This is a genomic window from Rhizobium sp. 768_B6_N1_8, assembly GCF_051811225.1.
In the GTDB taxonomy this organism is placed as follows: Bacteria; Pseudomonadota; Alphaproteobacteria; order Rhizobiales; family Rhizobiaceae; genus Rhizobium.
Genome location: NZ_JBPWPV010000001.1, coordinates 2,900,929 through 2,924,463, shown reverse-complemented (window position 1 = coordinate 2,924,463; position 23,535 = coordinate 2,900,929). Strand labels below are relative to the sequence as shown.

General features: G+C 59.1%; 26 protein-coding genes and 1 tRNA gene. 16 read left to right on the top strand and 11 right to left on the bottom strand.

What is annotated here, in order from left to right:
* Positions 1 to 139: 139 nt before the first annotated feature.
* The gene (locus tag AB8B33_RS15035) at positions 140 to 814 is read left to right on the top strand and encodes a helix-turn-helix domain-containing protein (RefSeq protein WP_439015982.1); all 675 of its coding nucleotides are present in this window, start codon (positions 140 to 142) and stop codon (positions 812 to 814) included.
* Here the strand turns inward: AB8B33_RS15035 and AB8B33_RS15030 are convergent.
* The 3 genes from AB8B33_RS15030 to AB8B33_RS15020 all read right to left on the bottom strand — a co-directional run bounded on the left by AB8B33_RS15030 (position 811) and on the right by AB8B33_RS15020 (position 2,671).
* The gene (locus AB8B33_RS15030; protein WP_439015981.1) at positions 811 to 1,767 is read right to left on the bottom strand and encodes a site-specific integrase; all 957 of its coding nucleotides are present in this window, start codon (positions 1,765 to 1,767) and stop codon (positions 811 to 813) included. The two genes, AB8B33_RS15035 and AB8B33_RS15030, sit on opposite strands and share 4 nt — an antisense overlap.
* Positions 1,767 to 2,495, bottom strand: a complete 729-nt coding sequence (locus AB8B33_RS15025; protein WP_439015980.1) for a DUF6538 domain-containing protein — start codon at positions 2,493 to 2,495, stop codon at positions 1,767 to 1,769. The genes AB8B33_RS15030 and AB8B33_RS15025 overlap by 1 nt, the downstream gene beginning before the upstream one ends.
* Before the next feature lie 100 nt (positions 2,496 to 2,595).
* Positions 2,596 to 2,671, bottom strand: a tRNA-Ile gene (locus AB8B33_RS15020).
* Between the two features lie 192 nt (positions 2,672 to 2,863).
* On the opposite strand from AB8B33_RS15020, the gene AB8B33_RS15015 reads away from it, so the two are divergent.
* Entirely contained in the window at positions 2,864 to 3,232 is a 369-nt protein-coding gene (locus tag AB8B33_RS15015) for a response regulator (RefSeq protein ID WP_439015979.1), read from the top strand.
* 15 nt (positions 3,233 to 3,247) lie between these two features.
* Here AB8B33_RS15015 and AB8B33_RS15010 read toward each other — a convergent pair whose 3' ends face one another.
* From AB8B33_RS15010 to AB8B33_RS14995, 4 genes are all read right to left on the bottom strand, one after another.
* Complete coding sequence (locus AB8B33_RS15010) at positions 3,248 to 3,478, bottom strand: DUF2934 domain-containing protein (protein ID WP_439015978.1); 231 nt, start codon at positions 3,476 to 3,478, stop codon at positions 3,248 to 3,250.
* Positions 3,479 to 3,619: 141 nt separating this feature from the next.
* Complete coding sequence (locus tag AB8B33_RS15005; protein ID WP_007824152.1) at positions 3,620 to 3,811, bottom strand: hypothetical protein; 192 nt, start codon at positions 3,809 to 3,811, stop codon at positions 3,620 to 3,622.
* A complete protein-coding gene (locus AB8B33_RS15000) occupies positions 3,808 to 4,473 on the bottom strand; it encodes an acyl-homoserine-lactone synthase (protein WP_113324525.1) in 666 nt (221 codons plus the stop codon). Before AB8B33_RS15000 ends, AB8B33_RS15005 begins: the two co-directional genes overlap by 4 nt.
* 247 nt (positions 4,474 to 4,720) lie before the next feature.
* On the bottom strand, positions 4,721 to 5,446 hold the full coding sequence (locus tag AB8B33_RS14995) for a LuxR family transcriptional regulator (protein WP_007824148.1): 726 nt from the start codon (positions 5,444 to 5,446) through the stop codon (positions 4,721 to 4,723).
* Between the two features lie 126 nt (positions 5,447 to 5,572).
* Between AB8B33_RS14995 and AB8B33_RS14990 the strand changes: the two genes are divergently transcribed.
* Together AB8B33_RS14990 and AB8B33_RS14985 are read left to right on the top strand one after the other, a co-directional pair.
* Positions 5,573 to 5,758 (top strand): hypothetical protein, encoded by a 186-nt coding sequence (locus AB8B33_RS14990; RefSeq protein ID WP_007824145.1) that lies wholly within the window; start codon positions 5,573 to 5,575, stop codon positions 5,756 to 5,758.
* 599 nt (positions 5,759 to 6,357) lie between these two features.
* Positions 6,358 to 8,286 carry a DUF5054 domain-containing protein gene (locus tag AB8B33_RS14985; protein ID WP_439015977.1) on the top strand — a complete coding sequence of 643 codons (1,929 nt, stop codon included), beginning with the start codon at positions 6,358 to 6,360 and terminating at the stop codon, positions 8,284 to 8,286.
* Here the strand turns inward: AB8B33_RS14985 and AB8B33_RS14980 are convergent.
* Both AB8B33_RS14980 and AB8B33_RS14975 read right to left on the bottom strand, forming a co-directional pair.
* Positions 8,283 to 8,528 carry a DUF2934 domain-containing protein gene (locus AB8B33_RS14980; RefSeq protein ID WP_113324527.1) on the bottom strand — a complete coding sequence of 82 codons (246 nt, stop codon included), beginning with the start codon at positions 8,526 to 8,528 and terminating at the stop codon, positions 8,283 to 8,285. The two genes, AB8B33_RS14985 and AB8B33_RS14980, sit on opposite strands and share 4 nt — an antisense overlap.
* Before the next feature lie 238 nt (positions 8,529 to 8,766).
* The gene (locus tag AB8B33_RS14975; protein WP_007824135.1) at positions 8,767 to 8,973 is read right to left on the bottom strand and encodes a hypothetical protein; all 207 of its coding nucleotides are present in this window, start codon (positions 8,971 to 8,973) and stop codon (positions 8,767 to 8,769) included.
* Positions 8,974 to 9,294: 321 nt separating this feature from the next.
* Here AB8B33_RS14975 and AB8B33_RS14970 point away from each other — a divergent pair, with 321 nt between their 5' ends.
* The gene (locus AB8B33_RS14970; RefSeq protein WP_007824133.1) at positions 9,295 to 9,678 is read left to right on the top strand and encodes a hypothetical protein; all 384 of its coding nucleotides are present in this window, start codon (positions 9,295 to 9,297) and stop codon (positions 9,676 to 9,678) included.
* A 95-nt stretch (positions 9,679 to 9,773) separates the two neighbouring features.
* Positions 9,774 to 10,181 carry a DUF4174 domain-containing protein gene (locus AB8B33_RS14965; protein ID WP_113324532.1) on the top strand — a complete coding sequence of 136 codons (408 nt, stop codon included), beginning with the start codon at positions 9,774 to 9,776 and terminating at the stop codon, positions 10,179 to 10,181.
* Positions 10,182 to 10,185: 4 nt separating this feature from the next.
* On the opposite strand, the gene AB8B33_RS14960 is transcribed toward AB8B33_RS14965, so the two are convergent.
* Entirely contained in the window at positions 10,186 to 10,896 is a 711-nt protein-coding gene (locus AB8B33_RS14960; protein ID WP_007824129.1) for a GntR family transcriptional regulator, read from the bottom strand.
* 267 nt (positions 10,897 to 11,163) lie between these two features.
* Here AB8B33_RS14960 and AB8B33_RS14955 point away from each other — a divergent pair, with 267 nt between their 5' ends.
* From AB8B33_RS14955 to AB8B33_RS14925, 7 genes are all read left to right on the top strand, one after another.
* Entirely contained in the window at positions 11,164 to 12,252 is a 1,089-nt protein-coding gene (locus AB8B33_RS14955) for an ABC transporter ATP-binding protein (protein ID WP_113324528.1), read from the top strand.
* Between the two features lie 29 nt (positions 12,253 to 12,281).
* Positions 12,282 to 13,580 carry an ABC transporter substrate-binding protein gene (locus tag AB8B33_RS14950; RefSeq protein ID WP_037072416.1) on the top strand — a complete coding sequence of 433 codons (1,299 nt, stop codon included), beginning with the start codon at positions 12,282 to 12,284 and terminating at the stop codon, positions 13,578 to 13,580.
* An 89-nt stretch (positions 13,581 to 13,669) separates the two neighbouring features.
* The gene (locus AB8B33_RS14945) at positions 13,670 to 14,581 is read left to right on the top strand and encodes an ABC transporter permease (protein ID WP_439015976.1); all 912 of its coding nucleotides are present in this window, start codon (positions 13,670 to 13,672) and stop codon (positions 14,579 to 14,581) included.
* A gap of 1 nt (position 14,582) precedes the next feature.
* Positions 14,583 to 15,404, top strand: a complete 822-nt coding sequence (locus tag AB8B33_RS14940; RefSeq protein ID WP_113324565.1) for an ABC transporter permease — start codon at positions 14,583 to 14,585, stop codon at positions 15,402 to 15,404.
* 1 nt (position 15,405) lies between these two features.
* Positions 15,406 to 16,149, top strand: a complete 744-nt coding sequence (locus AB8B33_RS14935; protein WP_439015975.1) for an aspartate/glutamate racemase family protein — start codon at positions 15,406 to 15,408, stop codon at positions 16,147 to 16,149.
* Between the two features lie 110 nt (positions 16,150 to 16,259).
* Complete coding sequence (locus AB8B33_RS14930; RefSeq protein WP_439015974.1) at positions 16,260 to 16,748, top strand: heme-degrading domain-containing protein; 489 nt, start codon at positions 16,260 to 16,262, stop codon at positions 16,746 to 16,748.
* A 123-nt stretch (positions 16,749 to 16,871) separates the two neighbouring features.
* Positions 16,872 to 17,495 carry a DUF2799 domain-containing protein gene (locus AB8B33_RS14925; protein WP_007824115.1) on the top strand — a complete coding sequence of 208 codons (624 nt, stop codon included), beginning with the start codon at positions 16,872 to 16,874 and terminating at the stop codon, positions 17,493 to 17,495.
* A gap of 10 nt (positions 17,496 to 17,505) precedes the next feature.
* On the opposite strand, the gene AB8B33_RS14920 is transcribed toward AB8B33_RS14925, so the two are convergent.
* Positions 17,506 to 18,750 carry an AGE family epimerase/isomerase gene (locus AB8B33_RS14920; RefSeq protein WP_439015973.1) on the bottom strand — a complete coding sequence of 415 codons (1,245 nt, stop codon included), beginning with the start codon at positions 18,748 to 18,750 and terminating at the stop codon, positions 17,506 to 17,508.
* 181 nt (positions 18,751 to 18,931) lie between these two features.
* Between AB8B33_RS14920 and metH the strand changes: the two genes are divergently transcribed.
* The 3 genes from metH (at position 18,932) to AB8B33_RS14905 (ending at position 23,535) form a co-directional block, all read left to right on the top strand.
* Positions 18,932 to 22,705, top strand: coding sequence for a methionine synthase (gene metH, locus AB8B33_RS14915; RefSeq protein ID WP_439015972.1), 3,774 nt, complete (start codon positions 18,932 to 18,934; stop codon positions 22,703 to 22,705).
* A gap of 198 nt (positions 22,706 to 22,903) precedes the next feature.
* Complete coding sequence (locus AB8B33_RS14910) at positions 22,904 to 23,137, top strand: type II toxin-antitoxin system Phd/YefM family antitoxin (protein ID WP_439015971.1); 234 nt, start codon at positions 22,904 to 22,906, stop codon at positions 23,135 to 23,137.
* Complete coding sequence (locus tag AB8B33_RS14905; protein WP_439015970.1) at positions 23,134 to 23,535, top strand: type II toxin-antitoxin system VapC family toxin; 402 nt, start codon at positions 23,134 to 23,136, stop codon at positions 23,533 to 23,535. The genes AB8B33_RS14910 and AB8B33_RS14905 overlap by 4 nt, the downstream gene beginning before the upstream one ends.

The following is a 23,535-nucleotide window of genomic DNA, read 5'->3' as shown; positions in this document are numbered from 1 at the left end:
TGTCGCCCCACTGTCGCGGGACTGTCGCCCGACTGTCGCATTGCTGTCTCCTCACTGTCGCACTAAAGTCGCTCGCGCGTCGTCGGCGCATTTTATAGGAGGTGCGACTATGGAACCGTCAAAATCAAGGAGGCCTAGAATGGCAATTGACGGTGAAAAGCTGCGCAAGTTGAGAACTGCAAAGGGTTGGTCCCAGGAAAAGCTCGCAACGATGAGCAGCGTCGATCGACGTACTATTCAGCGAGCGGAAAGTGGGGCCCCGGTCGCTCTTGAAACCCTTGCTTTCATAGCTGAAGCGATCGAAGTCCCGCCCACAACGTTGCGTGCGGCTCAACTAGAGATTTTCGAGCCGAAGGAAAGAAAATGGAACGACATTGTTCTTCCGCCGGCTAAATCCGGGAGGCGCATCATCGAAGCACTGATGGGCAGTTTTGAGGCTCAAATTAGTTTCGATGTTGAGCCAGTTTTTGAGAACGTAAAACCGCTCGCGGAGCTCGGGGCGACGTTCGAAACCTTTAAGCCGGACCCGTGGCTAAACCCAATGCAAAAAGCCCAATGGGGGTACAGTACGTTCATTAAAGAGCAAGCTAACCTGAACATGTTGCTGGAAACACTTGCGGGAATGGGCATAGCCGTCTTTCTGGCGACTTACACTGCAAGGAAGCAAATACCCTACTATTCCGTGATGGAGGGCAGTATGGTTGTCTCCGGCGAGGATGACGAGCAAGAAGTTGACATTGCTATCATCGTGGTCAGCGACAGTGCCGCACCGCACCTCGTTCGGCAACCGGATGATTTGTGGCCTCCATTCTAGGACGTCGCAGCCGATGGAAGGATCAGGCCGTCGTAAGATACTTCGGCCATCCATCTTGCAAGTGTCGAGGGCCGCGTTCCCTGACCGTATCGTTCCTCTACGCCACCTGACCGTGCCCAGCCCCCTAGGGCGCGGGTGCTGTCGATGGGGACGCCGGCTTCGCGCAGTGCGTCGCGGAAGCCGTGGCGAAAGGAGTGGAACGACACGCCCCTCTCATCAATGCCTAAGGTCTTTTTCTGCCAGTAGGCAAAGCGTTTTTGGAACAGGTCGGAAATCTCATCTTGCGTTTCGCCCGGCAGTTCGGGGAACAGGCGCCCGCCGCCCTCATCGCGGATTTTTGCAACGCGTTGCATTAGGCCGAGCTTCACGAGTTCCGGGTGTATCGGGATCACGCGTTCGCTACCGGGCGTCTTCAGGCTGCGATCTTCCGTCTTGCGAAGAATGAAGCATTCGATGCCGTCCCGCACGCCAATGTCATCCACTCCCAGGGTGACTATTTCGCCCATCCGCATGCCGGAGTAGATTGCGATCATCGGCACCCACCAGCGGCCGGCAAGCTTGCCACCGTCGGACCAGTCGCCAAGGCCGGCAACGATTGTATTCATTTCAGCTATATTGAACGGGCGTTTGGTTACATCACCGGTGCTCCGCCCAGGCGCGAGACGAGTTGCCGGGTTTACTGTGAGGAGTCCTTTCTTGATGCACCAATTGAAGAAGGCGCTCATGGTATGCGTGTATACGGTGATCGTCGTGGACGACATCATCTTGTCATGGCGCTTGGTTGCCAGCTCAACAATCTCGCGTAGGGTTTGGCACTGGTCATAGGCCTTCAGCTTTTTAACGTTGGCCGGTAACCCCGCGATCATCTCCTGGGCGGCGGCACACTCGGCACGCGTGATCGAAGTCAGCTTCCTATCGTCGCCGATCACTTCTCGCATGGCGCGAAAGGTCATTACGTATTTCGCATCGGCGGTATCACCAACTGCGCGCGCAGCGGGTCATTCTGCATTCTCATGATGGCCTCGCCGAGCGTCACGCCGTCGTTGATCGCTGGGGCGGATGAAACCGAATTGACGCCCTCAAAGAGTGGATCATGCGCCCGGTCGCCATGATTACCATCCATTCTATCAAGCATCCTTTTCAGGTGCTCGATATCCGCACGGCGCACCAGCTCAAGCAGACGGACAAGTTCAGGTGATACCGTGAAGGGCTCTCCCCGCTCTCCGATCTTGAGATCGGCTGGCAGAGGGATATTCAGCTTCTTTTCCTTGATGATCGTTTTTGCTTGGATGAAGAGGGCAGCTTCGGCGGAAGGGTCTTTCTCCTGATAGCCGCCGATCTCGTGTTCGATGTGCTCGCGGACCTCATCATCATTAGTCACGACGACAGCTTGCTCCTGCCGCCAGAAGCTGCCGAGCACTGCCCGGCGCATGTCTGCATCGGTAACAACAGGTTTCGAGCTGACCTTGTCACCTCGTTTGATCGCCTCGCGATGCTTCTCCCAAAGGAGGTCAAGTTGCACCGCCCGGATGTGCGCTTCTTTGACCGCGACTTTGTAATCACTCGTGCCAAGTGAGATTTTTTCTTCGGTCTTTCCGATCGACTCGACCAGGTCGACCGGTACCCTTTTGCGATAGATGTAGGTATTCCCGCGCAGCTTCAAACCAGGAACTTTTGCCATTGAATAAGTCCTATCGTGTACCGGTATTGTGTACCAGATTTTCCACGGAATGTCTTGAATTCAATGAGTTTTTAGGAAGATCAACCACTTAAAAGTTGAATGGTGGGCCCGGAGGGACTCGAACCCCCAACCAAGCGGTTATGAGCCGCCGGCTCTAACCATTGAGCTACAGGCCCGGCACCCAGGGTGCGGTCAGCCGGGGCAATGGCACCCGCGGCTTTTGTCCGCTTAACGCAAATCCGGGACAGTCACAAGCCATGAGAGCAAGCATCTGTGGACGATGCATATTTCCGGTTTGCCCTCTGGAACCTTCGCACGCGGGCTACATTTACTGCTGTCAGGCTAGATCTGAAGAGGGCGATCGCAGAATGGTGGCTTCCCAGGGTGCCGTGGTGCTCATCGTCGAAGATGAGCCGCTGATCAGGTTTAATATCTTGGATGTGCTTGAAGAGGTGGGGCACGTGGCGCTCGAGGCTGGGAGCGCGGATGAGGCAATGGTGCTCCTGAAGACCCGCGACGATGTCGATGTCCTCTTCACCGACGTCAACATGGCCGGTTCGATGGACGGCATCCAGCTGGCCAAGCGGGTGAGGGCAATGCGGCCGAATATCGGCATCATCATCACCTCGGGCCTAGTGTGGCTCGATCCCATGTCGCTGCCGGCCAACACGGCTTTCCTGCCGAAACCATATCAGCACGAAGCCTTGATCTCGGCGATCGCTTCCATGACGCGGTAGCTCAGGCCCTAGCGATCAATCGGGGCTCGCCATCGACGGCGGCGGGAGGGGGTCGCCCGTTGCCCTGGTCGCGGCTTCGGTTTCTTCGATCTGCTCGCGAGGTTGTTCGTTGGCCTTTGTCGTTTCGCCAGGCAGTTCGGCTTCGGCATCGCTCCAATGGCGCAAATCTTCACCATCCGGCCTGCCTTGCCCTTCCCAGATTGCGTAGGCGCGATTGCGCACACGGTCCTCATTCCGGTCCGTCATGGCGATCTCCCCTGGTTTTTCGATCATCGTAAACCGGCCGGGGAGCCGAATGTTCCGGCGAGACGCCTGAGATCGAGAGGCGCAGCCGAGCCTGAAGGGGAGGTCTGCTTCAAGCCCGGCCGCTGGCCCCCGGGGGAGCCGTTAATTGTAGCTGCTTTTCAGCAGGTCGTTTTCCTGATGCGCCTTCTTCTCATAGATCGTGAAGAGGGCCATCGAGAGGAGATAGGAGAGGAAGGGGTCTCCCATCTGCGTGGCGATATCGCGGGATGCGAGGATATGTCGTTCCAACGCACCGATATCTTTTTGTACGGTGGTTTCACTCAAGCGGTTCATGCTGCCATCTCCAGGAATTGCGTCACGACGGAACGCGTCGGGACGTAGCGGGTGTAGAGGGGGGTATCGATGCCGAGGGATGCACGCATCCTGTCCAGCACGCGTTCGGAAACTTCGAAGGCGCCGCAGCAGACCGGATATTTGCCGTAGCCGTCGGCGCGACCGAGTTCATCGACCTCGGCGCCGGCGCGCTTGTAGACGCGTTTCAGGTGGGGTTCGTAGTTGGAGATCATGGTGTGGATGCCGTGATCGAGGGCGCATTCGCAGAGCGCCAGCAGCAGCATGGAGAAGGCGCGGCCGGCATCGACATCGGGAAAATCGTCGGCGATTGCTTCCTCGTCGATACACATGCGGGTGCCTTCCCAGATGCCGGGGGCGACGAGATTGGCTGCCTGCGGGAAGGTTGCGCGGAAGACGTCATAGAGGAGGGTCGGTCCCGTCGTCGGCATCAAGCGCATGCCGCCATAAAGGCGGGTGCGGGTTTCGTCGCACCAGACGAGATAGGCCGGGCAGAGCGAGTCATAGCTGTCGCGCTCGAAGGGGCCGATTACCGGAACGTTCCAGCCAAGGGTGTCCGCAAAGACTTTCTTGCGCAGGCGGAACATCTGGTCGAGTATGAAAGCGTATTTCTGATACTCATGTGCCTGAATGATAACGAACATTTTTCCCTCCAGCGTGTTGGGTTCGTGAGGGCAGAATGGTTCAGGACGGCGGGATCGGAAATTCCCTCATATGGGTGCCTACAGATGAGCCCCCGCATATGAGGGGGGTCGGCTCGAGCCGTGTCTGGTCAGGTCAAAGCATTCTGCAGAGCAGGCTCTCGCAGGGCATAAACTGATGGAGAAGGGCATACCTTCCGGTACGTCCGACGTTTAAGCCAGCAGAAGTCTCCAATCTGGTCAGGAAGTTCTAGGGGTTGATGATGCGCAGCTGCACGGCCCGCGAGGCGGCCGCGGAAATCGTGGCGCAGCCGAGCTTGAAGCGGGCGGTTTTCAGGTAGTCGCGAGTCGTATGCTCGGAAATGCCGAGGATGACGGCGATGTCCTTATAGTCCTTGCCGAGCGCCGTCCAATGCAGACATTCGATTTCGCGCGGGGAAAGCGCCGGCACCGGGTCATTCTCGCCGTGAAGCTCGTAGATGGCCTTCCGATGGATGACATGGGCGATCTCGATCCACTCATTGCGATAGAGCTTGACCATGGCGGTCCAATCATCGAGCGGAATGCGGGCATTGATCGAAAGCAGCGCGCGACGCTGCGCCTTGTCGGCAACGGGGATCGAATAGCCATTGCCGCCGATCCCGTGCTTCTGGGCGTCGACGAGCATGGCATAGGCTTCCGGCGTCGGCTCCACCTCGCTCCAGTCGAAGGGCAGCTGACGCTCGAAGCCCTGTTTGACGATCGGATCGACCTTCACATAGCTGTTGAGCAGATAGCGTGACACCCAGGCATCCGGATAGGTGGTGCGCACGAAAGGGGCGTCGATCTTTGCCGCAATGGTCTGAGCGAGGTGATAGGTGACATAGTCAACGGCATACTCCGCCTGGAAAATGCGGATGGAAGCATCGACATTGATCGCAGCCTTGATTTGTTCGAAAACGGTTTCGAACTTTTGGGAATAACTATTTTCCGTCATCGTGCCGCCTGTCTCAAACCGTTCAATCCTACCGCGAGGAATGTCAAAAATACAAGGCATCCCCACATATGCGGGGAATGACTTTTCCAGATCCGTCTGTTAGCGCCTTTTTCGGGGAGGCTCCAGATGGACAGCAAGAGAACGTTCGATATCGCCGAGTGCCATCAGGCAGCCAAAGGGCTGAGATCGAGCTGGCAGGACATGGCTGGCTCCGAGGCGCTGATCCGCGCGCTCGTCGCCGAACGCAACGGCGATACGTTGCTCGCCTTGTTCTGGACAGAGGTTCATCGGACGCTCTGCGAAGAGAAATAATCGCTCCTTTATCGCTACATCAGTCACGCATTTCTTGACGGGATCGGCGAGTGCTTGCCAGACAGGCCGCGGCGCCATTTTGACGCCGCACAACTGCCAGAAAATCGGCCCGCCCGGATAAGGCCGTGTTGGAATCTCGCAGCGCAATCTCGCGCGGGAGAAGGAATTCGCTCGCCTGATCGGAACGTGGGACATGGACGGTGATTTCGATCATGGAGGCCATTGGCAAGAGGTCCGGGCTATGTCGTGTAAGGCAGCAAGATGACAGGTGTATCGCGAGTTCAACGCCTTGGTCGGTCAGGTTAATGGCGTATGAACACGTTTTCACATTTTGTAGCCACTTAATTTGCGTTGCCTGCCGGAAGCAAGGTGGGCAAAGTCCAGCTCGATGAAATATCCAGCATATTCGGGGCTGCTCAAGCAAATATGCTTGACGGATCGTTACCACAAAGCGCAAAGGTCTTTGTGGAAACGATTACACAAAATGCCATTGTGCCATATTGGGAGGGCATCGGGATTGCGTGTCGAACGCAAAATCATTTGCGTTGCGTCTCATGAGAGCTGCTTGACGACGGCAGGACTGATCTAGCGGAATGCAGATGACGGAAAAGCGCGTGCACCTGGTCTTCAAGACCCATCTCGATATCGGTTTCACCGACCATGCCGAGAAGGTCCGCCGTCAATATCACGAGCGCTTTATCCCGCAGGCGATCGAGACCGGCGCGCATTTCTATTCCGAAAACCCCGAGGAGCCGAAGTTCATCTGGACGACAGGCGCCTGGCTGATCTGGGATCATTTGAATTCGCGCTCGCCTGCCGAGGTCGCAGCACTGGAGCAGGCGATCGAGCGCGGGCTCATCCGCTGGCACGGGCTGCCGTTCACCACCCATACGGAGCTGATGTCGTCAGACCTGTTCCGAGCAGGCCTTTCCTATTCGCAGGAGCTCGACCGCCGTTTCGGCAAGCAGACGATAGCGGCGAAGATGACCGACGTTCCCGGCCACACACTCGGCATGGTGCCGTTGCTTGCCGAGGCTGGCATCCGCTTCCTGCATCTCGGCGTCAACACGGCTTCACCGTCGCCAGACGTGCCTGACATCTTTCGCTGGCGCGCGCCTGATGGTGCCGAAGTCGTCGTCATGTATCAGCGCTCGTACGGCGAGACCTATTTCCCCGAAGATTTCGACGACGGGCTCAGCTTTGCGCATACGCAGGACAATATCGGCCCGCAGAGCGTGCCGCAGACGGCAGAAGCGTATCGCGATATGCGTCGCCTGCAGCCTGACGCGGTCATCCGCGCGGCGACGCTGGAGGATTATGGCGCGATCCTCTGGGAAAAGCGCGAGCGTTTCCCGGTGCTGGAGCTGGAGTTGGGCGATAGCTGGATCCATGGCAGCGCCGCCGACCCCTTGAAGACGGCGAAACTTCTGGCCCTGCAGCGGCTTTATGACCGCTTTGCGGGCGAGGGGCTCAATTCGCGCAGGCTCGCCTTCGGCCGCGGGCTTGCCATGGTGGCGGAGCATACGTGCGGGGTGGATATCAAATCCTATCTGCGCGACGACAAGGCTTGGGCAAAAGCCGATTTCAACGCCGCGCGCAAAACGGATTACCGTTTCGCCTATACCGAGGCGTCATGGGATGAGCAGCGCGGCTATATCGATCAGGCCGTCGCCGAACTCGATGCCGATGACCAGCAGCAGGCGCAGGCCGTGCTCGCAGAACTCTTCGCGCCGACGCTCGTCGGCAGTACGAACCGCGAGACCCGCCTGATTGCCGGCGGCTGGTCGATCGAGCTTGATGAGGTGACGGGCGATGTCATGGCGCTCACATCACCACGGGGGTGGCGGATTGCCGGACGCAACGGCTCGTTGATCGCCTATCGCTACGAGAGCTACGACGCTGCCGACGTCAACAGGCATATGGATAGCTATCTGACACATCGGCAGGAATGGGCAGTGCTCGATCACGACAAGCCCGGGCTTGGCCGTTCGGATGCTGCGCTTTCGAAGGTTTTTGTGCCGAGCCTGGAAGGTGCGGGCGAGGGCGGGGTTCTCTTGTCCATGCCGGCCGAAGCGGTCGAGCGGTTTGGGGCGCCACGCCAGATCGCCGTGGAATTTTCGGCTGATGACAGTGCCCTGCAACTGCGTCTCTCACTGCGCGACAAGCCGGCCAATCGCATGCCGGAGGCGAGTTTCCTGTCGTTCACGCCTGATGGCGCAAAGGACTGGGCCTTCAGGAAGATGGGGCTGTGGCACCGGTCCGGCAATTTCGCCGGGTCCGGCGGCGCGCAGCTACAGGCGGTCAATGCTGTCAGCGGCGAATTTGGGGATGCAGGAGCGCTCGTCATCGAGCCCCTCGATACGCCGCTGGTTGCATCGCAGAGCTGGGATTTTATGTCCTTTTGCAAAGGCTTGCCGGATTTCGACGATGGAATCCGCTTCAACCTGCATAACAACAAGTGGGGAACCAACTTCCCGATGTGGTGGGAAGGTGATTTCTCCGCTCGGTTCAGGATCACTCTGGATTAACCGGTGCGCGACAGCCTCTGGCGTGGGGTGGCGGTAACTGCCGGCCTGGGTGCTTGGGGCGTTTTCGGGAATTTGACGAGGACTTCATTGCCATCCGTCGAGGCACGCGTACGTTCCAGCCGTTCGCGTTCGGCTGTTGCCTGGAGCCAATGTTCGGCATCTCGGCCATACGGCCTGCCTTCCATTTCCCAGATTGCGTAGGCTCGCTTGCATATCCACTCATGCCGGGAGGTGTTGCTCATCGTTCCGTCCTTCTTGGCCGATCTTTTCCCTCCAATCGATTCCACACGGATGGCCTCCGCCGAAGCGGTACCTCAAGCTCATCTTGTAGAAGGGGTCGGCAATCTGCCGGCATTTTCGATGGGGGCGGCATGGCGTTTTGCCATGCCTACCGGAAGAACGATTTCACCTGACATGTGTTCCCGACACATTTTGTGAAATTTTGTCGCAGAGCGCGGAGACGATTGTCTGGGCCTTGCCTCATTCGCTGATGCGATCTGGTAACATTGGTGGACGGCGTTTGGCGGCCATCAGCAGGTCCAGTTCGACCGAGGAGGGGCCGAAGCGGGTGTACAGGCTTTCTGCCTGCTCGTTTCTCAAGCCATATTTGGCGGCGAATTCGTTAAGACTGTAGGGACGTCCGCGCAGCGTCCGGCTGCGTCGTTCGGGTTGGCGAATTTGCGTCATTGCATTTCTCCCCAGGCTGATTGCCGAGGTAAAACCGACCAGCACGTTAAAGGTTCCAGATTTGGCCTTCCGGTAGGAGCCTAGAGCTGAAAATGCCGGTTTTGCGCGCTGCGACTGCAAAAAAATGACTGTAAGTCTCAATGAATTTCAATCGGTTAGATGTTGCGGCCGGGTGGGGTGGGCAGAAATGGCTTTATCACACGTGTGTTACTCTATAAAATGAATCGTGTATCCGGTCCGAAGGAGGAGCCGAGCGTTGTTTCCGCGTCGATCCGGACCGGATCTTGAGGAAGCTGGCTAAATCCATCAGAGGAGACAGACATGATGAATGCACTGCCGCCACTTCACAACGGACATGCACCGTTTACCCTGCAGCAGCTCTTCCGTGAGGCGCTTTACGCCTATGAGGAATGGGACAGCGAATTGACGGAGCCGATCGTCACCTATGAAGGTAGGGTCATCCCTATCAGCTTCGTTTTCGAAGCCATGCGCGAATGCACCGATATCGTCCCAGCCAATATCGTCAGCGCCGTCACGGAACGGCTGACCAAGCCCTGGGAAGGCGAGGGACCACTGGACCAGATGACCTTCTCCACGGCGGCGCGCGTCATGCGCGTTCTGGTGCGCAAGCGCCTTCTTGCCAATGGCACGCCTGATATCGTCGCGCTTTCGGCGCGCGCATCCGAAGCGGAACCCCGCGAATAGGCATTCGGGATCGCGGCATTGGCCGCGATCCTATTCCTCGCGGGGAACCCTGCTCATTTCCAGCCGTTGAAACAGGCAGAGAAGGAATGAGCACCATGTTGAGATCCATTCTACACGAAATTATGGGAACGGGCGTTCGCGAGGCGCATCTGCCGCGATCGCTGGAACAGTTTCTCGGTGAAAAGAAAGTTCTGATCGTCTTTGCGGATGCCGAGGACGACAGGCCGATCGTTCAAGACGAATTGCTGCGCAAATCACAGATGCGGCTAATCGAAGATGATATCGAGGTTTTCACGATCGCCGGCGGCGGCGCATTCTCGTTTTTCGAGGATGGGGGCGACCTTGATGCCGACGAGCTGCGCGATGAGCTTCAGGGGCCGCTCAGCGGCGAATTCGGGCTCGTGCTGGTCGGCATTGACGGCAAAGTGAAGATGCGCTCCAGCGAGCCGATGAGCGTGGAGGATATCAGCCGCGCAGCTGATATCTCGCCGCCGAGCCACTGAGCTATCAGAGTTCGAATGCTTCCTTGAGGCCGAGGCTCTTGCGTTCGCGCAGATCGAGGTCCGCCTCGATATGAGCAATATGGTGAAGCATCAGATGGCAGGCACGGTCGAGCTCCTTGCTCTCGATCGCGTCGATGATATCGCCGTGTTCGGAATGGCCGCAGCTCGAGACCGTCGACTGGCCGTAGAGGGCAATGACCAGCGACGAGCGGGCGACCAGTTCTTCCATGAAGCGCTGCATGATGGCGTTGCCGGAGATCGCGGCGAGTGTCAGGTGGAAATCGCCTGATGCCTTGATTTCGGCCCGTCTGGCGGTCTGGCCGCGCTCGCTCATCAGCCGGCCCTCTTCCAGAAGCAATTGCTTGAGATGCTGGATATCCGAGGGAGTGATGCGGGCGGCCGCGTCCCGCAGGATGCCGGGCTCGACCAGACGGCGGGCTGCAAAAATCTGCCGGGCCTCTTCCGGTGAGGGATAGGCAACGAAGGCACCGCGGTTTTTCTCCACGCTGACGAGACCTTCGTAGGCAAGTGCCTGCAAGGCGGCGCGCGCCAGCGTGCGGCTAACATTGAAGAGATTGCCGACATCGCTTTCCGACAGTTTCGTGCCGGGTGACAGGCGCCGCTCGACGATAGCCTCCCTGATTGCATCGCGGATCTGCGGGACGCCCGTTTCCTGGGTGTCGTCGTGGCTCATGGCGCTGGCGGCGGATTTCATGAAATCGGTTTCCTTGATGTCAGCAAACCATAGCCGCCTTCGTCTCAAAAGTTAAATAGAATTTGTTCTCATAACAGAGGTCAAATTGTATACGATTTTCTGCACGAATTGAGGACGAAAGCCCATTTTGTGTGCAGTGCGAAAAGTGCCCGAGATTTCGCCGATCGGCATGCTGTCATGAAAAGTTCATGATTTGCAAGGGTTTGAGATGCAGTGATCAAATTGGCACGGCAGATGCATCGTCTTTCTCGAACAGGGGAAGACACGATGTCGAAAGCGGCAGAGATCGATATAGCATCCGTTTCCAAGGTCTATGGCGCGACCACGGCGGTCCATGCCATCAGCCTGAAAATCCCGGCCGGTTCTTATTGCTGCTTCCTGGGTCCGTCAGGCTGCGGCAAGACCTCGACGCTGCGCATGATCGCGGGTCACGAGAGCATTTCATCGGGCGATATCCGTCTCGGCAATGTCGTTGTCACCGATTTCCCGCCGGCAAAACGCGGCACGGCGATGATGTTCCAGTCCTATGCGCTGTTTCCGCATCTCGACCTCATCGACAACGTCGCCTTCAGCCTGAAGATGAAGGGTGTCGACAAGGATGAGCGCCGCGCCAAGGCGCTGGAGATGCTGAAGCTAATGCAGATGGAGGCCTATGCCAGCAGGCGGCCGGCGCAGCTTTCCGGCGGCCAGCAGCAGCGTGTCGCATTGGCGCGCGCACTGATCACCGATCCGGAGGCGCTGCTGCTCGATGAGCCGCTTTCCGCACTCGACCCGTTCCTGAAGATCCGCATGCGGGCGGAACTGAAGAAGCTGCAGAAGACGCTCGGCATCACCTTCGTGCATGTGACGCACAGCCAGGAAGAGGCGATGGCGCTCGCCGATATCATCGTCATCATGAATGACGGCAAGATCGAACAGGCGGCGTCACCGCGGCAAGTATTCGAAAAACCGGCAACCGCCTTCGTCGCTCGCTTCATGGGCGATCACAACGTGCTCTCTGGCCGCGTCACATCGAGCGAGAATGGCGTGATCGTGATGACGGTGCCGGAAGGGCAGAGCTTTTCCGTACGCGGGACGGGCAGGGAGGTCGGCGAGCCTGTTGATATCGGCATCCGCACCGACCGCGTACGCCTTCAGGTGGCGACCGAGTGGACCCTCGGCTTCAACGGCATCGTCTCCAATATCGAATATCGCGGCTCCTCGGTGAAGATCACCGTCTTTGGGGCTGGCAGCGACGATTTCACCGTCATCGCAAGCGACAGCGATTACTTCGCCAACCCGGTCTCGGTCGGCGATGCGGTGTCTTTGAGTTGGGCTTTGGAGGATGCCGTCCTCCTTGGCCGCGTTTCCGCATGAACTTCAGTATCAAGAAAAGGGGAACTGCCATGACGACTGAAACGAAAACCACCAAGGCGGAAAAGGGAATTTCCCGCCGCTCGCTTCTGAAGACGGGTGCTGCCGCCGTCGGCGCTATCGCCGGTTCGGGCGCCATCACCGGCTTCCCGACCATCTGGGCGCAGTCCAACATCACGCTTCGCCAGTTCGGTACCGGCGTTTCGAACATCAATGCGATCGCCGAGAAGTGCAAGCAGGACCTCGGCATCACGCTGGAAATGACTGCGACGGATTCCGACGCTGCTGCCCAGCGCGCCGTCACCCAGCCTGACAGCTACGACATTGCCGATATCGAATACTGGATCTGCAAGAAGGTGTTCCCGACCGGTGTTCTGCAGCCGATGGACGTCAAGAAGCTCAAGTATTTCGACAAGGTCGTGCCGATCTTCACGACCGGCAAGCTGAAGGCGGACAGCACGATTGCCCAGGGCACGGCGCCGCACACCGTCGGCTTCGTCGAGGCGCAGGACTCCAAGAAGTTCGCCAAGGAGCAGACCCAGTGGTTCACGATGATGCCGACGATCTACAATGCCGATACGCTCGGCATTCGCCCTGACCTGACCGGCCGCGAAATCACCTCCTGGGCCGACATTCTCGATCCGGCCTATAAGGGCAAGACGGCCATCATCAACGTGCCGTCGATCGGCATCATGGATGCGGCAATGATCGCTGAAGCCTCCGGCAAGATCAAATATGCCGACAAGGGCAACATGACCAAGGAAGAGATCGACAAGACGATCGAATTCCTGATCAAGACCAAGGGCGATGGCCAGTTCCGCGCCTTCTGGAAGAGCTTCGACGAGTCGGTCAACCTGATGGCTTCGGGCGAGGTCGTCATCCAGTCCATGTGGTCGCCGGCCGTTGCTGCCGTCCGCTCGAAGGGCATTGCCTGCACCTTCCAGCCGCTCAAGGAAGGCTACCGCGCATGGGGCGGCGGTCTCGGCCTTGCTGCGCACCTCAAGGGCGCGCAGCTCGATGCCGCCTATGAGTACATCAACTGGTACACGTCCGGCTGGGTCGGCGCCTATCTCAACCGCCAGGGCTATTACTCGGCCTGCCTTGAAACCGCCAAGGGTTTCATGACCGCCGACGAATGGGGCTACTGGATGGAAGGCAAGCCGGCACAGGGCGACATCCTCTCGCCGGAAGGCAAGGTCATGGAGAAGGCCGGCTCGGTTCGCGACGGCGGCTCCTTCGAAGACCGTATCGGCCACATCGCCTGCTGGAACTCCGTCATGGACGAAGACCGCTACATGGTCCGCCGCTGGAACGAGTTCATCGCGGCTTAAGCAAAACCCCCTCCCGCTTGGGAGGGTTGGGGAGGGGTCTTCACCGATCCCTCCCTATTCGGACAGGGCAGATTTCCGAAGGGGGAAGAATGGCCACGATCGCTTCAGAGCAGACGATACCGGCAGCGGAGGCGCCCAAACGCTCCTTCCGGCTTGCGCCATGGGCGATCTCCTATCTGCAGGCGACGCCGCTGATGGCCATTCTGGGCTTCTTCTTCATCCTGCCGATCCTGATGATCGCGGTTGTCAGTTTCTGGGACTATGATTTCGCCGGTATCTATCCCGACTTCCTGACCATGAACTATACCGACACGCTCGGTTCATGGGTGACGTGGAAGACCTATCTCAATACGCTGAAATTCACCGTCATCGTCTGGGGGCTGACGCTCTTCATCGGCTTCTGGGTCGCCTATTTCCTGGCCTTCCATATCCGCAAGACCTCGACGCAGATGATCCTTTTCCTCGTCTGCACCGTGCCCTTCATGACGTCGAACATCATCCGCATGATCTCCTGGATTCCTGTGCTCGGGCGCAACGGCCTCGTCAATTCGGCGCTGGTGGAGATGGGCATCGTGCCGCAGCCGGTGGAATGGCTGCTCTATTCCGATTTCGCCGTAGTGCTCGCCATGGTGCATCTCTACACGCTCTTCATGGTCACGCCGATCTTCAACACGCTGATGCGCATTGACCGCTCGCTGTTCGAAGCGGCGCGTGATGCCGGTGCTTCCGGCTGGCAGGTACTGTGGAATGTGGTGATCCCGCTTGCCAAGCCCGGCATGGCGATCGGCACGATCTTCGTCGTCACACTCGTCATGGCTGACTTCTCCACCGTGCAGGTCATGTCCGGCGGGCAAAGCGCCTCCGTGGCGCTGATGATGAAGAACCAGATGTCGCTGCTGCAATATCCGGCCGCTGCCGCCAACGCGGTCGTGCTCCTGGTGGTCGTGCTGATGATGGTCGCTGCGATCCTGCGCGTCGTCGATATCCGCAAGGAGCTCTGAGATGAACCGAGAAAAACGCTCCCTCGAATTCTACGTACTTGCCGCCTTCTTCGGCCTTTTCGTGCTCTTTCTCTACGGGCCGCTTTCGGCGATCGTCATCCTCTCCTTTCAGGGGCCAGATGGCGGTTTGACCTTCCCGCTAAACGGCGTTTCGACGCACTGGTTCTTCAATCTCTTCGAAAAGCAGGCGGTCGGCGATTTCGGTGCCTCCTTCCAGCGATCCTTCATTCTCGGCCTGATGGTGATGGTGGTAACCGTCGTCGTCTCGCTGATGGCGGGCCTTGCATTTCGGCGGCGTTTTCGCGGCTCGTCGGTATTGTTTTACGCGACGGTTGCAAGCCTCGTCGTGCCATCGATTATCATCTCGCTCGGCATCGGCGTGGTTTTCCAGCAGGGTGGAATACGGCCCGCCTGGTATTCCTCGGCCTTTGGCGCGCATCTGACCTGGACGCTGCCGTTCGGCGTTCTGATCATGTTTGCCGTCTTCAATCGCTTTTCTCCAGCCTATGAGGAGGCCGCGCGCGATCTCGGAGCGACCTCCTGGCAGACCTTTCGCCATGTCGTGTTGCCGATGATCGCGCCGAGCCTGATCGGCGTCGGCCTGTTCGGCTTTACGCTCTCCTATGACGAATTCGCCCGCACGCTGATGACGTCCGGCACCTACAATACGCTGCCGCTCGAAATCTACGGCATGACCACGAACGTCACGACGCCGGTGCTCTATGCGCTCGGCACGGTCACGACGCTCTTCTCCTTCACCATCATTCTCGTCGCACTCGGCATCATGACGATGCTTGGCCGGCGGCAGGCAAAGACCCGCTGACATGCGCATATTGATCGTTAATCCCAATACGACTGCTTCCATGACCGAGAAGGCAGCGACCGCCGCGCGTGCGGTCGCCGCTGTCGGCACCGAGATCATCGCCGCGACCTCGCGCATGGGGCCGGTTTCCATCGAGGGGCATTATGACGGGGCGCTTGCCATCCCGGGTCTGCTGACGGAGCTGAAAGAACGGGAGGAGGCCGGTTACGATGCGGCGATCGTCGCCTGCTTCGACGATACGGGGCTCGACGCCGCGCGCACCTTCGCTGACGTGCCTGTTCTCGGGCTCTGCGAATCCGCTGTCGCTACCGCAGGCTTCCTTGCCCAGCGCTTTACGGTGGTGACGACGCTGGAGCGGTCCCGGGTGCTGATCGATAATCTCGTGCGCCGCTATGGCATGGGCAGTCGTGCGAAGGTGAGGGCATCGGATATTCCGGTGCTGGAGCTGGAAGATGCTGCGTCTGGCGCGATCGGCAAGCTGAGAGCGGAAATCGAACGGGCGCTTTCTGAAGACGGTGCGGAGGCGATCGTGCTCGGCTGCGCCGGCATGACGGATCTGGCGCGCGAGTTGCAGGATATCTACGGCGTGCCCGTCATCGATGGGGTCGCGGCCGCCGTCAAGCAGGCGGAAGCGCTTGTGTCGCTCGGTCTTTCGACCAGCAAGCGCGGCTCCTATGCCTCGCCGCTGCCGAAACATTTCACCGGCGCAATGAGCGGTTTTGCGCCGATCCGGGCGGTCGGCTGAGCATCGCACCGATGCTCTTGACGGTGCATAGTGCCAAGTTTCTGCTTTACTTTTCCCCCTTGCGTGAGAATTGTCACAGCCGATCATCACGCTGAGAGGAGAGCCGTGCCATGTCGATCGACGAAGATCTGATCCGTATCGCGGAACAGGAAAAGGCACTGAGCTTCGATGCCTTCGATCTGACGACTGCATGGCAGCTTGGCAAGCTCTTGCAGGAACTCGCTACCGAGCGCGGCCTCGGCATTGCCATCGATATCACGCTGCATTCCATGCCGGTCTTCTATGCGACCCTGCCGGGTGTGACCCCTGACAATGTCAATTGGGTCCGCCGCAAGCGCAACATGGTGTTCCGCTATTTCCGCAGCAGCTATGCCTCCGGCCTCAAGCTCCAGAAGGAAGGCAAGACGGTTGAGGACAACGGGCTTCCTCCCGCTGATTATGCCCCGCATGGCGGCAGCTTCCCGATCAATGTCAGGGGCACGGGCTGCATCGGCGCCGTCACCGTATCCGGCCTGCCGCAGCGCGACGACCACAATCTCGCGGTCGAGGCCCTGGCGCTGATCCTGGCGAAGGATCTCGAAAGCCTGAGGCTTGCGTGAAGCCTGCCGCATTTTTGACAAATAAAAGCCACGGAAACTGCAAGATCGCGATCCGTTCCCGGTGACGGTCGTATTTCGTGACGATAAGGTGCGCCCGGTTTTGTGACTTGCTGCCGGGACATCATGTTACGTTTTCTCTTTGCCTTTGCTGCCATTGGTTTCAGCCTTTTCCTCGCCTCCTGCAATACGCTTTCGAAGGAAGAATGCGTCGCCGCCGACTGGCGGGTGATCGGTGAATCCGACGGGGCTGCCGGATACGAACCGCAGGAGCGTTTTGCAGCGCATGCCAAATCCTGCGAGCGGGTGAAGATCGTGCCCGATCAGACGATCTGGTATCAGGGTTATCAGGCGGGTCTCGTGCGCTATTGCACGCCAATGAGCGGCCTGATGCACGGGCAGGCGGGTCACGGCTACTCCAATGTCTGCCCGCCGGAGACGGCAGCAGGCTTCCTGCGCGGCTATACGCTCGGGAATCGCCAGCATTCGCTACAATCACGGCTAAGCTCGCTGCAGGGCGACTACGGATCGAAGGAAGCCGAGATCGACGACCTGTCGCGCAAGCTCAAGGATGCGCCTGATGCGGACCGGCATGATATCCGCCGGCGGATGGATGATCTCGAAGACGATATGCGCCGCATTCGCAGAGAGCAGCGCGACGTTGAGGACGAACTCGATGACGCGAGCGCTGAGGTGCAGTGGTTCCAGCAGAACCCGAACGCAGCGCCGCCGGTCGCGCCCGGCTACTGAGGCTTTCGCCTCAGAGCTTGCCGCCGGCTTCGCTGATGCCCTTGGTCAGACTGCCCGTTGCCGGGAAGAGCGGGATGAGGCAGGCCTGCAGGGCGTGGTAGATGTCGCCCTTGCCGGGGAAAAGCGAGTGTGAGGGCACGAGGTCTTCCGTCAGTTCCTCGTGCCAGCCGCCGTTCTTGTGGTCGATGAAGCTGCGCTCGATCACGTTCCAGATCTTGCGGTAGCATTCTTCGTGATAATCGCTCGGCAGGTGTTCGTTGAGGAAGTGCGCGGCAGCCGCACCCTCGCAGGCCGGCCACCAGAGCTTGTTGCGCTTGGCCGGTTTATCGGCCCAGTCGAGCGTATAGAAGAAGCCGCCCTTGTGGTTGTCCCAGCCGAGCACCATGGATTGCTCGAAGAGGGCCTTTGCCGCATCCGGCATCCATTCTATGCGCTTGCCGCCGAGCGCCCAGAGCTGCAGGATCAGGCGGGTCCATTCCAGCCAGTGGCCGGGTGTCGTGCCGGCCGGGCGGAACATTTCGTTCGGATGATAGTAATCCTTGTCGAGACTCCATTCGGCATCGAAATGTTCGGCGACGCGCCAGCCGACGGAGCCAGCCGAGCGGCGGATGACGAGGTCGGCGATGCTTTCGGCCTTGGTGAGGTAATCCCGATCGCCAGTCGCTTCGAATGCGGCCATCAGCGCTTCGGTGAGGTGCATGTTGGAGTTCTGGCCACGATAGGCGCCGCCATCGAGTGGCTGCCAGTCGGCGGTGAATTCCTCGGCGATGGCACCGTGCTTGGCTTCCCAGAACTTCGTGTTCAGGACCTCGGTGATATCGGCGAGCATGCCGTCTGCCAGGGGATGGCCGATCGTCTTTGCCGAGGAGGCTGCGAGCAGCACGAAGGCGTGGCCGTAACCCTGCTTGTTGGAATCAACCGGGCCGTCATTGTTCAGCGACCAGAAGTAACCGCCATTCTTGCGGTCGCGGTGGTGGTTCCAGAGATAATCCATGCCGTGGTCGACGACATCGGCGGCACCGGGGCGGCCGAGCAAGGTGCCGATCGAGAAGCAGTGGACGGCGCGCGATGCGATATGGATCGGACGCACCTGTCCCCCGGCATTAAGCGGCTTGCCAGCGTCGTCGAGATCGTAGAAGCCGCCTTTGGGATTGATGGAGTTATGCTGGAAGAAATCAAAGAGGCCGTTGGCCTGCGAAAGCAGCCAGCCGCGATGATAGGCGCGGGTGGACCAGTTGCCGAGTGCAGGTGCCATGATACTCCTCCGAATTCGTGCACAATGCCTTTAGGAAAACGCCTATATAGAGGTCGGGCGAGTCTGTCATCCGCCAAGGCTTGCAATGGCCTAAACCGATAGGCATATGTTGACATAAAGATATCTTTATGTGATTTGTCGTTTCCGATCTTATGATCCTATGATGTCAAGGAGCCTTCCCGTGTTCGATAATCTCTTTGGTCCCGAAGGGGGCAAGCGTGATGGCAGTGAAGTGTTTGCGGCGCTGAGACAAGCTGCCAGCGAGCGCATCCTCGTTCTTGACGGCGCCATGGGCACGCAGATCCAGGGGCTGGGCTATGATGAAGACCATTTCCGAGGCTCGCGTTTCATCGGCTGCGCGTGCCATCAGAAGGGCAATAACGACCTGCTGATCCTGTCCCAGCCGGACGCGATCGAGGAGATCCATTATAAGTATGCCAAGGCCGGCGCCGACATCCTCGAAACCAATACCTTCTCCTCGACCCGCATCGCGCAGGCCGATTATCAGATGGAAGGCGAGGTCTATGCGCTGAACAAGGAAGGCGCGGAGATCGTTCGACGCGCCGCCCAGCGTGCCGAACGCGAAGACGGTAAGCGCCGCTTTGTTGCCGGCGCCATCGGCCCAACCAACCGAACGGCCTCGATTTCGCCCGACGTCAACAATCCCGGTTTCCGCGCCGTCACTTTCGACGACCTGCGCGATGCCTATGCAGAACAGATCGACGGCCTGATCGATGGCGGCGCCGACATCATCCTGATCGAGACGATCTTCGATACGCTGAATGCCAAGGCTGCGATCTTTGCCTGCGAGGAGCGCTTCGAGGCCAAGGGTATCCGCCTGCCGGTCATGATCTCTGGCACGATCACGGATCTCTCGGGCCGTACACTGTCCGGCCAGACGCCGAGCGCCTTCTGGAACTCGGTGCGCCATGCCAACCCGTTCACCATCGGCCTCAACTGCGCGCTGGGCGCCAATGCAATGCGCCCGCATCTGCAGGAGCTTTCGGGCGTTGCCGATACCTTCATCTGCGCCTATCCGAATGCCGGCCTGCCGAATGAATTCGGCCAGTATGACGAGACGCCGGAACTGATGGCCGCGCAGATCGACAGCTTCGCACGCGAAGGCCTCGTCAACATCGTCGGCGGCTGCTGCGGCTCCACGCCCGAGCATATCAGGATGATTGCGGAGACGGTGGCCAAGTACAAGCCGCGCCCGATTCCCGAACATCGCCCCTTCATGTCGCTGTCGGGTCTTGAGCCCTTCGAGCTGACCAAGGACATTCCCTTCGTCAATGTCGGCGAGCGCACCAACGTCACCGGTTCGGCCCGCTTCCGCAAGCTGATCACCAATGCCGATTTCACGGCAGCGCTCGATGTCGCCCGCGACCAGGTCGAGAATGGCGCGCAGGTGATCGACATCAACATGGACGAAGGGCTGATCGATTCCGAAAAGGCGATGGTCGAGTTCCTGAACCTGATTGCTGCCGAGCCCGATATTGCCCGCGTGCCCGTCATGATCGATAGCTCGAAGTTCTCGATCATCGAATCCGGCCTGAAGCGCGTTCAGGGCAAGCCGATCGTCAACTCGATCTCTCTGAAGGAAGGCGAAGAAAATTTCCTAGCCCAGGCACGTCTGCTGCACAATTACGGTGCGGCCGTGGTCGTCATGGCTTTCGACGAGACGGGGCAGGCGGACAGCTACCAGCGCAAGGTGGACATCTGCACGCGCGCCTACAAGCTTTTGACGGAGAAGGTCGGCTTCCCGCCCGAAGACATCATCTTCGACCCGAACATCTTCGCTGTCGCGACCGGCATCGAGGAGCACAACAACTACGGTGTTGATTTCATCGAGGCGACGCGCACGATCCGCAAGACCATGCCGCTCGTCCATATCTCCGGCGGTGTGTCGAACCTTTCCTTCTCCTTCCGCGGCAATGAGCCGGTGCGTGAGGCGATGCACGCCGTGTTCCTCTACCACGCCATTCAGGCGGGTATGGACATGGGTATCGTCAATGCCGGCCAGCTGGCCGTCTATGACCAGATCGATCCAGACCTGCGCGAAGCCTGCGAAGACGTGGTGCTGAATCGTCGTCCTGACGGAACCGAGCGGTTGCTGGAAGTGGCCGAGCGTTTCCGCGGAGCTGCCGGCAAGGAAGGCAAGGTGCAGGATCTCTCCTGGCGCGAATGGACTGTGGCGAAGCGTCTCGAACATGCGCTGGTCAACGGCATTACCGAATATATCGAGGCCGATACCGAGGAAGCCCGCCAGGAGGCGGCTCGTCCGCTACACGTCATCGAAGGCCCGTTGATGGCCGGCATGAATGTGGTCGGCGATCTCTTCGGCTCGGGCAAGATGTTCCTGCCGCAGGTGGTGAAGTCCGCCCGCGTCATGAAGCAGGCCGTTGCCGTGCTTCTCCCCTACATGGAGGAGGAGAAGCGCCAGAATGGCGGTGAAGAACGCAAGTCTGCCGGCAAGATCCTGATGGCGACCGTCAAGGGTGACGTGCACGATATCGGCAAGAACATCGTCGGCGTCGTGCTCGCCTGCAACAATTATGAGATCATCGATCTCGGCGTCATGGTGCCGGCAACGAAAATCCTCGAAACGGCTATAGCCGAGAAGGTCGATATCATCGGTCTCTCCGGACTGATCACACCGTCACTCGACGAGATGGTGCATGTGGCGGCCGAAATGGAGCGGCAGGGCTTCGACATTCCGCTTCTGATCGGCGGGGCGACGACCAGCCGCGTGCATACGGCCGTCAAGATCCATCCGGGCTACAACAAGGGCCAGTCGATTTACGTGACGGATGCCAGCCGCGCCGTCGGCGTCGTGTCCTCGCTGCTCTCGCCTGAAAACCGTCAGGGCTATATCGACGATATCAGGACCGAATATGCCAAGGTTGCTGCCGCCCATGCGCGCAGCGAAGCCGAAAAGGTGCGCCTGCCGCTTTCGCGTGCCCGCGAAAATGCGCAGAAGGTCGATTGGGCGGCCTATAAGCCGAGCAAGCCGAGCTTCCTCGGCACCAAGGTGTTCGAAGACTACGATCTGGCCGAGCTTGCAAAGTACATCGACTGGACACCGTTCTTCCAGACCTGGGAACTGCGTGGCCGCTACCCGGCGATCCTCGAGGATGAGAAGCAGGGTGAAGCTGCACGGGCGCTCTGGAACGACGCCCAGGCGATGCTGAAGAAGATCATCGACGAGAAGTGGTTCCGGCCGCGCGCCGTCATCGGCTTCTGGCCGGCTGGTACCGTCGGCGACGATATCCGCCTCTTCAAGGACGATGCGCGCAAGGAGGAGTTGGCGACGTTCTACACGCTTCGCCAGCAGCTTTCGAAGCGCGACGGCCGCCCGAACGTGGCGCTGTCGGATTTCGTGGCGCCGGTCGATAGCGGTGTGCAGGACTATGTCGGCGGCTTCGTCGTGACGGCCGGCTTCGAGGAGATTGCCATTGCAGAACGTTTCGAGCGTTCGAACGACGACTATTCCTCGATCCTCGTCAAGGCGCTCGCCGACCGCTTCGCCGAGGCCTTCGCCGAACGCATGCATGAGCGCGTGCGCCGCGAATATTGGGGTTATGCCAAGGACGAGACGTTCTCCAACGAGGATCTCATCACCGAAGCCTATGCCGGCATCCGCCCGGCGCCCGGCTATCCGGCCCAGCCCGACCACACCGAGAAGAAGACGCTGTTTTCTCTTCTCGACGCGGAAAATACCGCTGGCGTGAAGCTGACCGAGAGCTATGCGATGTGGCCCGGTTCGTCGGTGTCAGGCATCTATATCGGTCATCCTGACTCTTACTATTTCGGTGTTGCCAAGGTCGAGCGTGACCAGGTGGAAGACTATGCCAAGCGCAAGGGCATGGACGTCACCGAGGTCGAGCGCTGGCTCGGACCGGTGCTCAACTACGTGCCGCGCAAGATCAATGAAGAGATCGAAAACGCGGCTTGATTGCGGAGTGTTTCCCGTCGCTTAGGGCGGCGGGCTCAGCGATTGATTCAATGAATGAAAAAGCCGGGGAGTGTTTCACCTCCCGGCTTTATCTTTTTGATGTACTTCATAATTCCCGGAATTTTTGTTCCTTTGAATTTGATGGCGAAATTGGTGATGAGATGGTATGCTTAGCCAAGTTAGCTAATGAGGACTGCCATGCAAGTGACCATCCATGCCGCAAAAACCAATCTATCGAAATTGATCGATGCCGCCCTTTCCGGTGAGGAAGTGGTGATTGCCAAGGGGCGCAAACCCGTCGTGAAGATCGTCCCTATCGGTCAGTCGCCCTTCAAGATCGGCCTGCTGAAGGGGCAAGTTGCCGGCAAAGGCCCGGATTTCTTCGAGCCTATGGATGAGGAGGAATTCGCATCCTGGGAAGGGGCCGAGTGAATTCGTTTCTTCTCGACACCCATGCCTGGGCATGGTCGCTGACCGGCGACGATCGGCTTTCGGCCAAAGCGGTCGCTTTGATCGAAAAGGCGGAGACCATTCTCGTTAGTCCCATATCGCTGTTCGAAATCGGTCAGAAGGTTCGCCTCGGCAAATGGCCTGAGATGGAGCCCTTCATCGATCGGTTCGCGGACCTCTTGCAGGAGCAGGGTGGCATGACCGCCGCGTTAACACCGGACATATGCCTGTCTGCTGCTGTCATGGACTGGCAGCATCGCGATCCCTTCGACCGGCTTCTCGCGGCGACATCAATGCAGAAGGGAATCCCGATCATTTCCGCCGACTCGGTCTTCGATGAACTCGGAGGGCACGAGAGTTGGATCGCTCGCTTCTGGTAG

Excerpts from the sequence above, each read along its gene's own strand:
- AB8B33_RS15035 (WP_439015982.1), top strand. The coding sequence starts at position 140 with ATGGCAATTGACGGTGAAAAGCTGCGCAAGTTGAGAACTGCAAAGGGT.
- AB8B33_RS15030 (WP_439015981.1), bottom strand. The coding sequence starts at position 1,767 with ATGACCTTTCGCGCCATGCGAGAAGTGATCGGCGACGATAGGAAGCTG.
- AB8B33_RS15025 (WP_439015980.1), bottom strand. The coding sequence starts at position 2,495 with ATGGCAAAAGTTCCTGGTTTGAAGCTGCGCGGGAATACCTACATCTAT.
- AB8B33_RS15015 (WP_439015979.1), top strand. The coding sequence starts at position 2,864 with ATGGTGGCTTCCCAGGGTGCCGTGGTGCTCATCGTCGAAGATGAGCCG.
- AB8B33_RS15010 (WP_439015978.1), bottom strand. The coding sequence starts at position 3,478 with ATGACGGACCGGAATGAGGACCGTGTGCGCAATCGCGCCTACGCAATC.
- AB8B33_RS15005 (WP_007824152.1), bottom strand. The coding sequence starts at position 3,811 with ATGAACCGCTTGAGTGAAACCACCGTACAAAAAGATATCGGTGCGTTG.
- AB8B33_RS15000 (WP_113324525.1), bottom strand. The coding sequence starts at position 4,473 with ATGTTCGTTATCATTCAGGCACATGAGTATCAGAAATACGCTTTCATA.
- AB8B33_RS14995 (WP_007824148.1), bottom strand. The coding sequence starts at position 5,446 with ATGACGGAAAATAGTTATTCCCAAAAGTTCGAAACCGTTTTCGAACAA.
- AB8B33_RS14990 (WP_007824145.1), top strand. The coding sequence starts at position 5,573 with ATGGACAGCAAGAGAACGTTCGATATCGCCGAGTGCCATCAGGCAGCC.
- AB8B33_RS14985 (WP_439015977.1), top strand. The coding sequence starts at position 6,358 with ATGACGGAAAAGCGCGTGCACCTGGTCTTCAAGACCCATCTCGATATC.
- AB8B33_RS14980 (WP_113324527.1), bottom strand. The coding sequence starts at position 8,528 with ATGAGCAACACCTCCCGGCATGAGTGGATATGCAAGCGAGCCTACGCA.
- AB8B33_RS14975 (WP_007824135.1), bottom strand. The coding sequence starts at position 8,973 with ATGACGCAAATTCGCCAACCCGAACGACGCAGCCGGACGCTGCGCGGA.
- AB8B33_RS14970 (WP_007824133.1), top strand. The coding sequence starts at position 9,295 with ATGATGAATGCACTGCCGCCACTTCACAACGGACATGCACCGTTTACC.
- AB8B33_RS14965 (WP_113324532.1), top strand. The coding sequence starts at position 9,774 with ATGTTGAGATCCATTCTACACGAAATTATGGGAACGGGCGTTCGCGAG.
- AB8B33_RS14960 (WP_007824129.1), bottom strand. The coding sequence starts at position 10,896 with ATGAAATCCGCCGCCAGCGCCATGAGCCACGACGACACCCAGGAAACG.
- AB8B33_RS14955 (WP_113324528.1), top strand. The coding sequence starts at position 11,164 with ATGTCGAAAGCGGCAGAGATCGATATAGCATCCGTTTCCAAGGTCTAT.
- AB8B33_RS14950 (WP_037072416.1), top strand. The coding sequence starts at position 12,282 with ATGACGACTGAAACGAAAACCACCAAGGCGGAAAAGGGAATTTCCCGC.
- AB8B33_RS14945 (WP_439015976.1), top strand. The coding sequence starts at position 13,670 with ATGGCCACGATCGCTTCAGAGCAGACGATACCGGCAGCGGAGGCGCCC.
- AB8B33_RS14940 (WP_113324565.1), top strand. The coding sequence starts at position 14,583 with ATGAACCGAGAAAAACGCTCCCTCGAATTCTACGTACTTGCCGCCTTC.
- AB8B33_RS14935 (WP_439015975.1), top strand. The coding sequence starts at position 15,406 with ATGCGCATATTGATCGTTAATCCCAATACGACTGCTTCCATGACCGAG.
- AB8B33_RS14930 (WP_439015974.1), top strand. The coding sequence starts at position 16,260 with ATGTCGATCGACGAAGATCTGATCCGTATCGCGGAACAGGAAAAGGCA.
- AB8B33_RS14925 (WP_007824115.1), top strand. The coding sequence starts at position 16,872 with ATGTTACGTTTTCTCTTTGCCTTTGCTGCCATTGGTTTCAGCCTTTTC.
- AB8B33_RS14920 (WP_439015973.1), bottom strand. The coding sequence starts at position 18,750 with ATGGCACCTGCACTCGGCAACTGGTCCACCCGCGCCTATCATCGCGGC.
- AB8B33_RS14910 (WP_439015971.1), top strand. The coding sequence starts at position 22,904 with ATGCAAGTGACCATCCATGCCGCAAAAACCAATCTATCGAAATTGATC.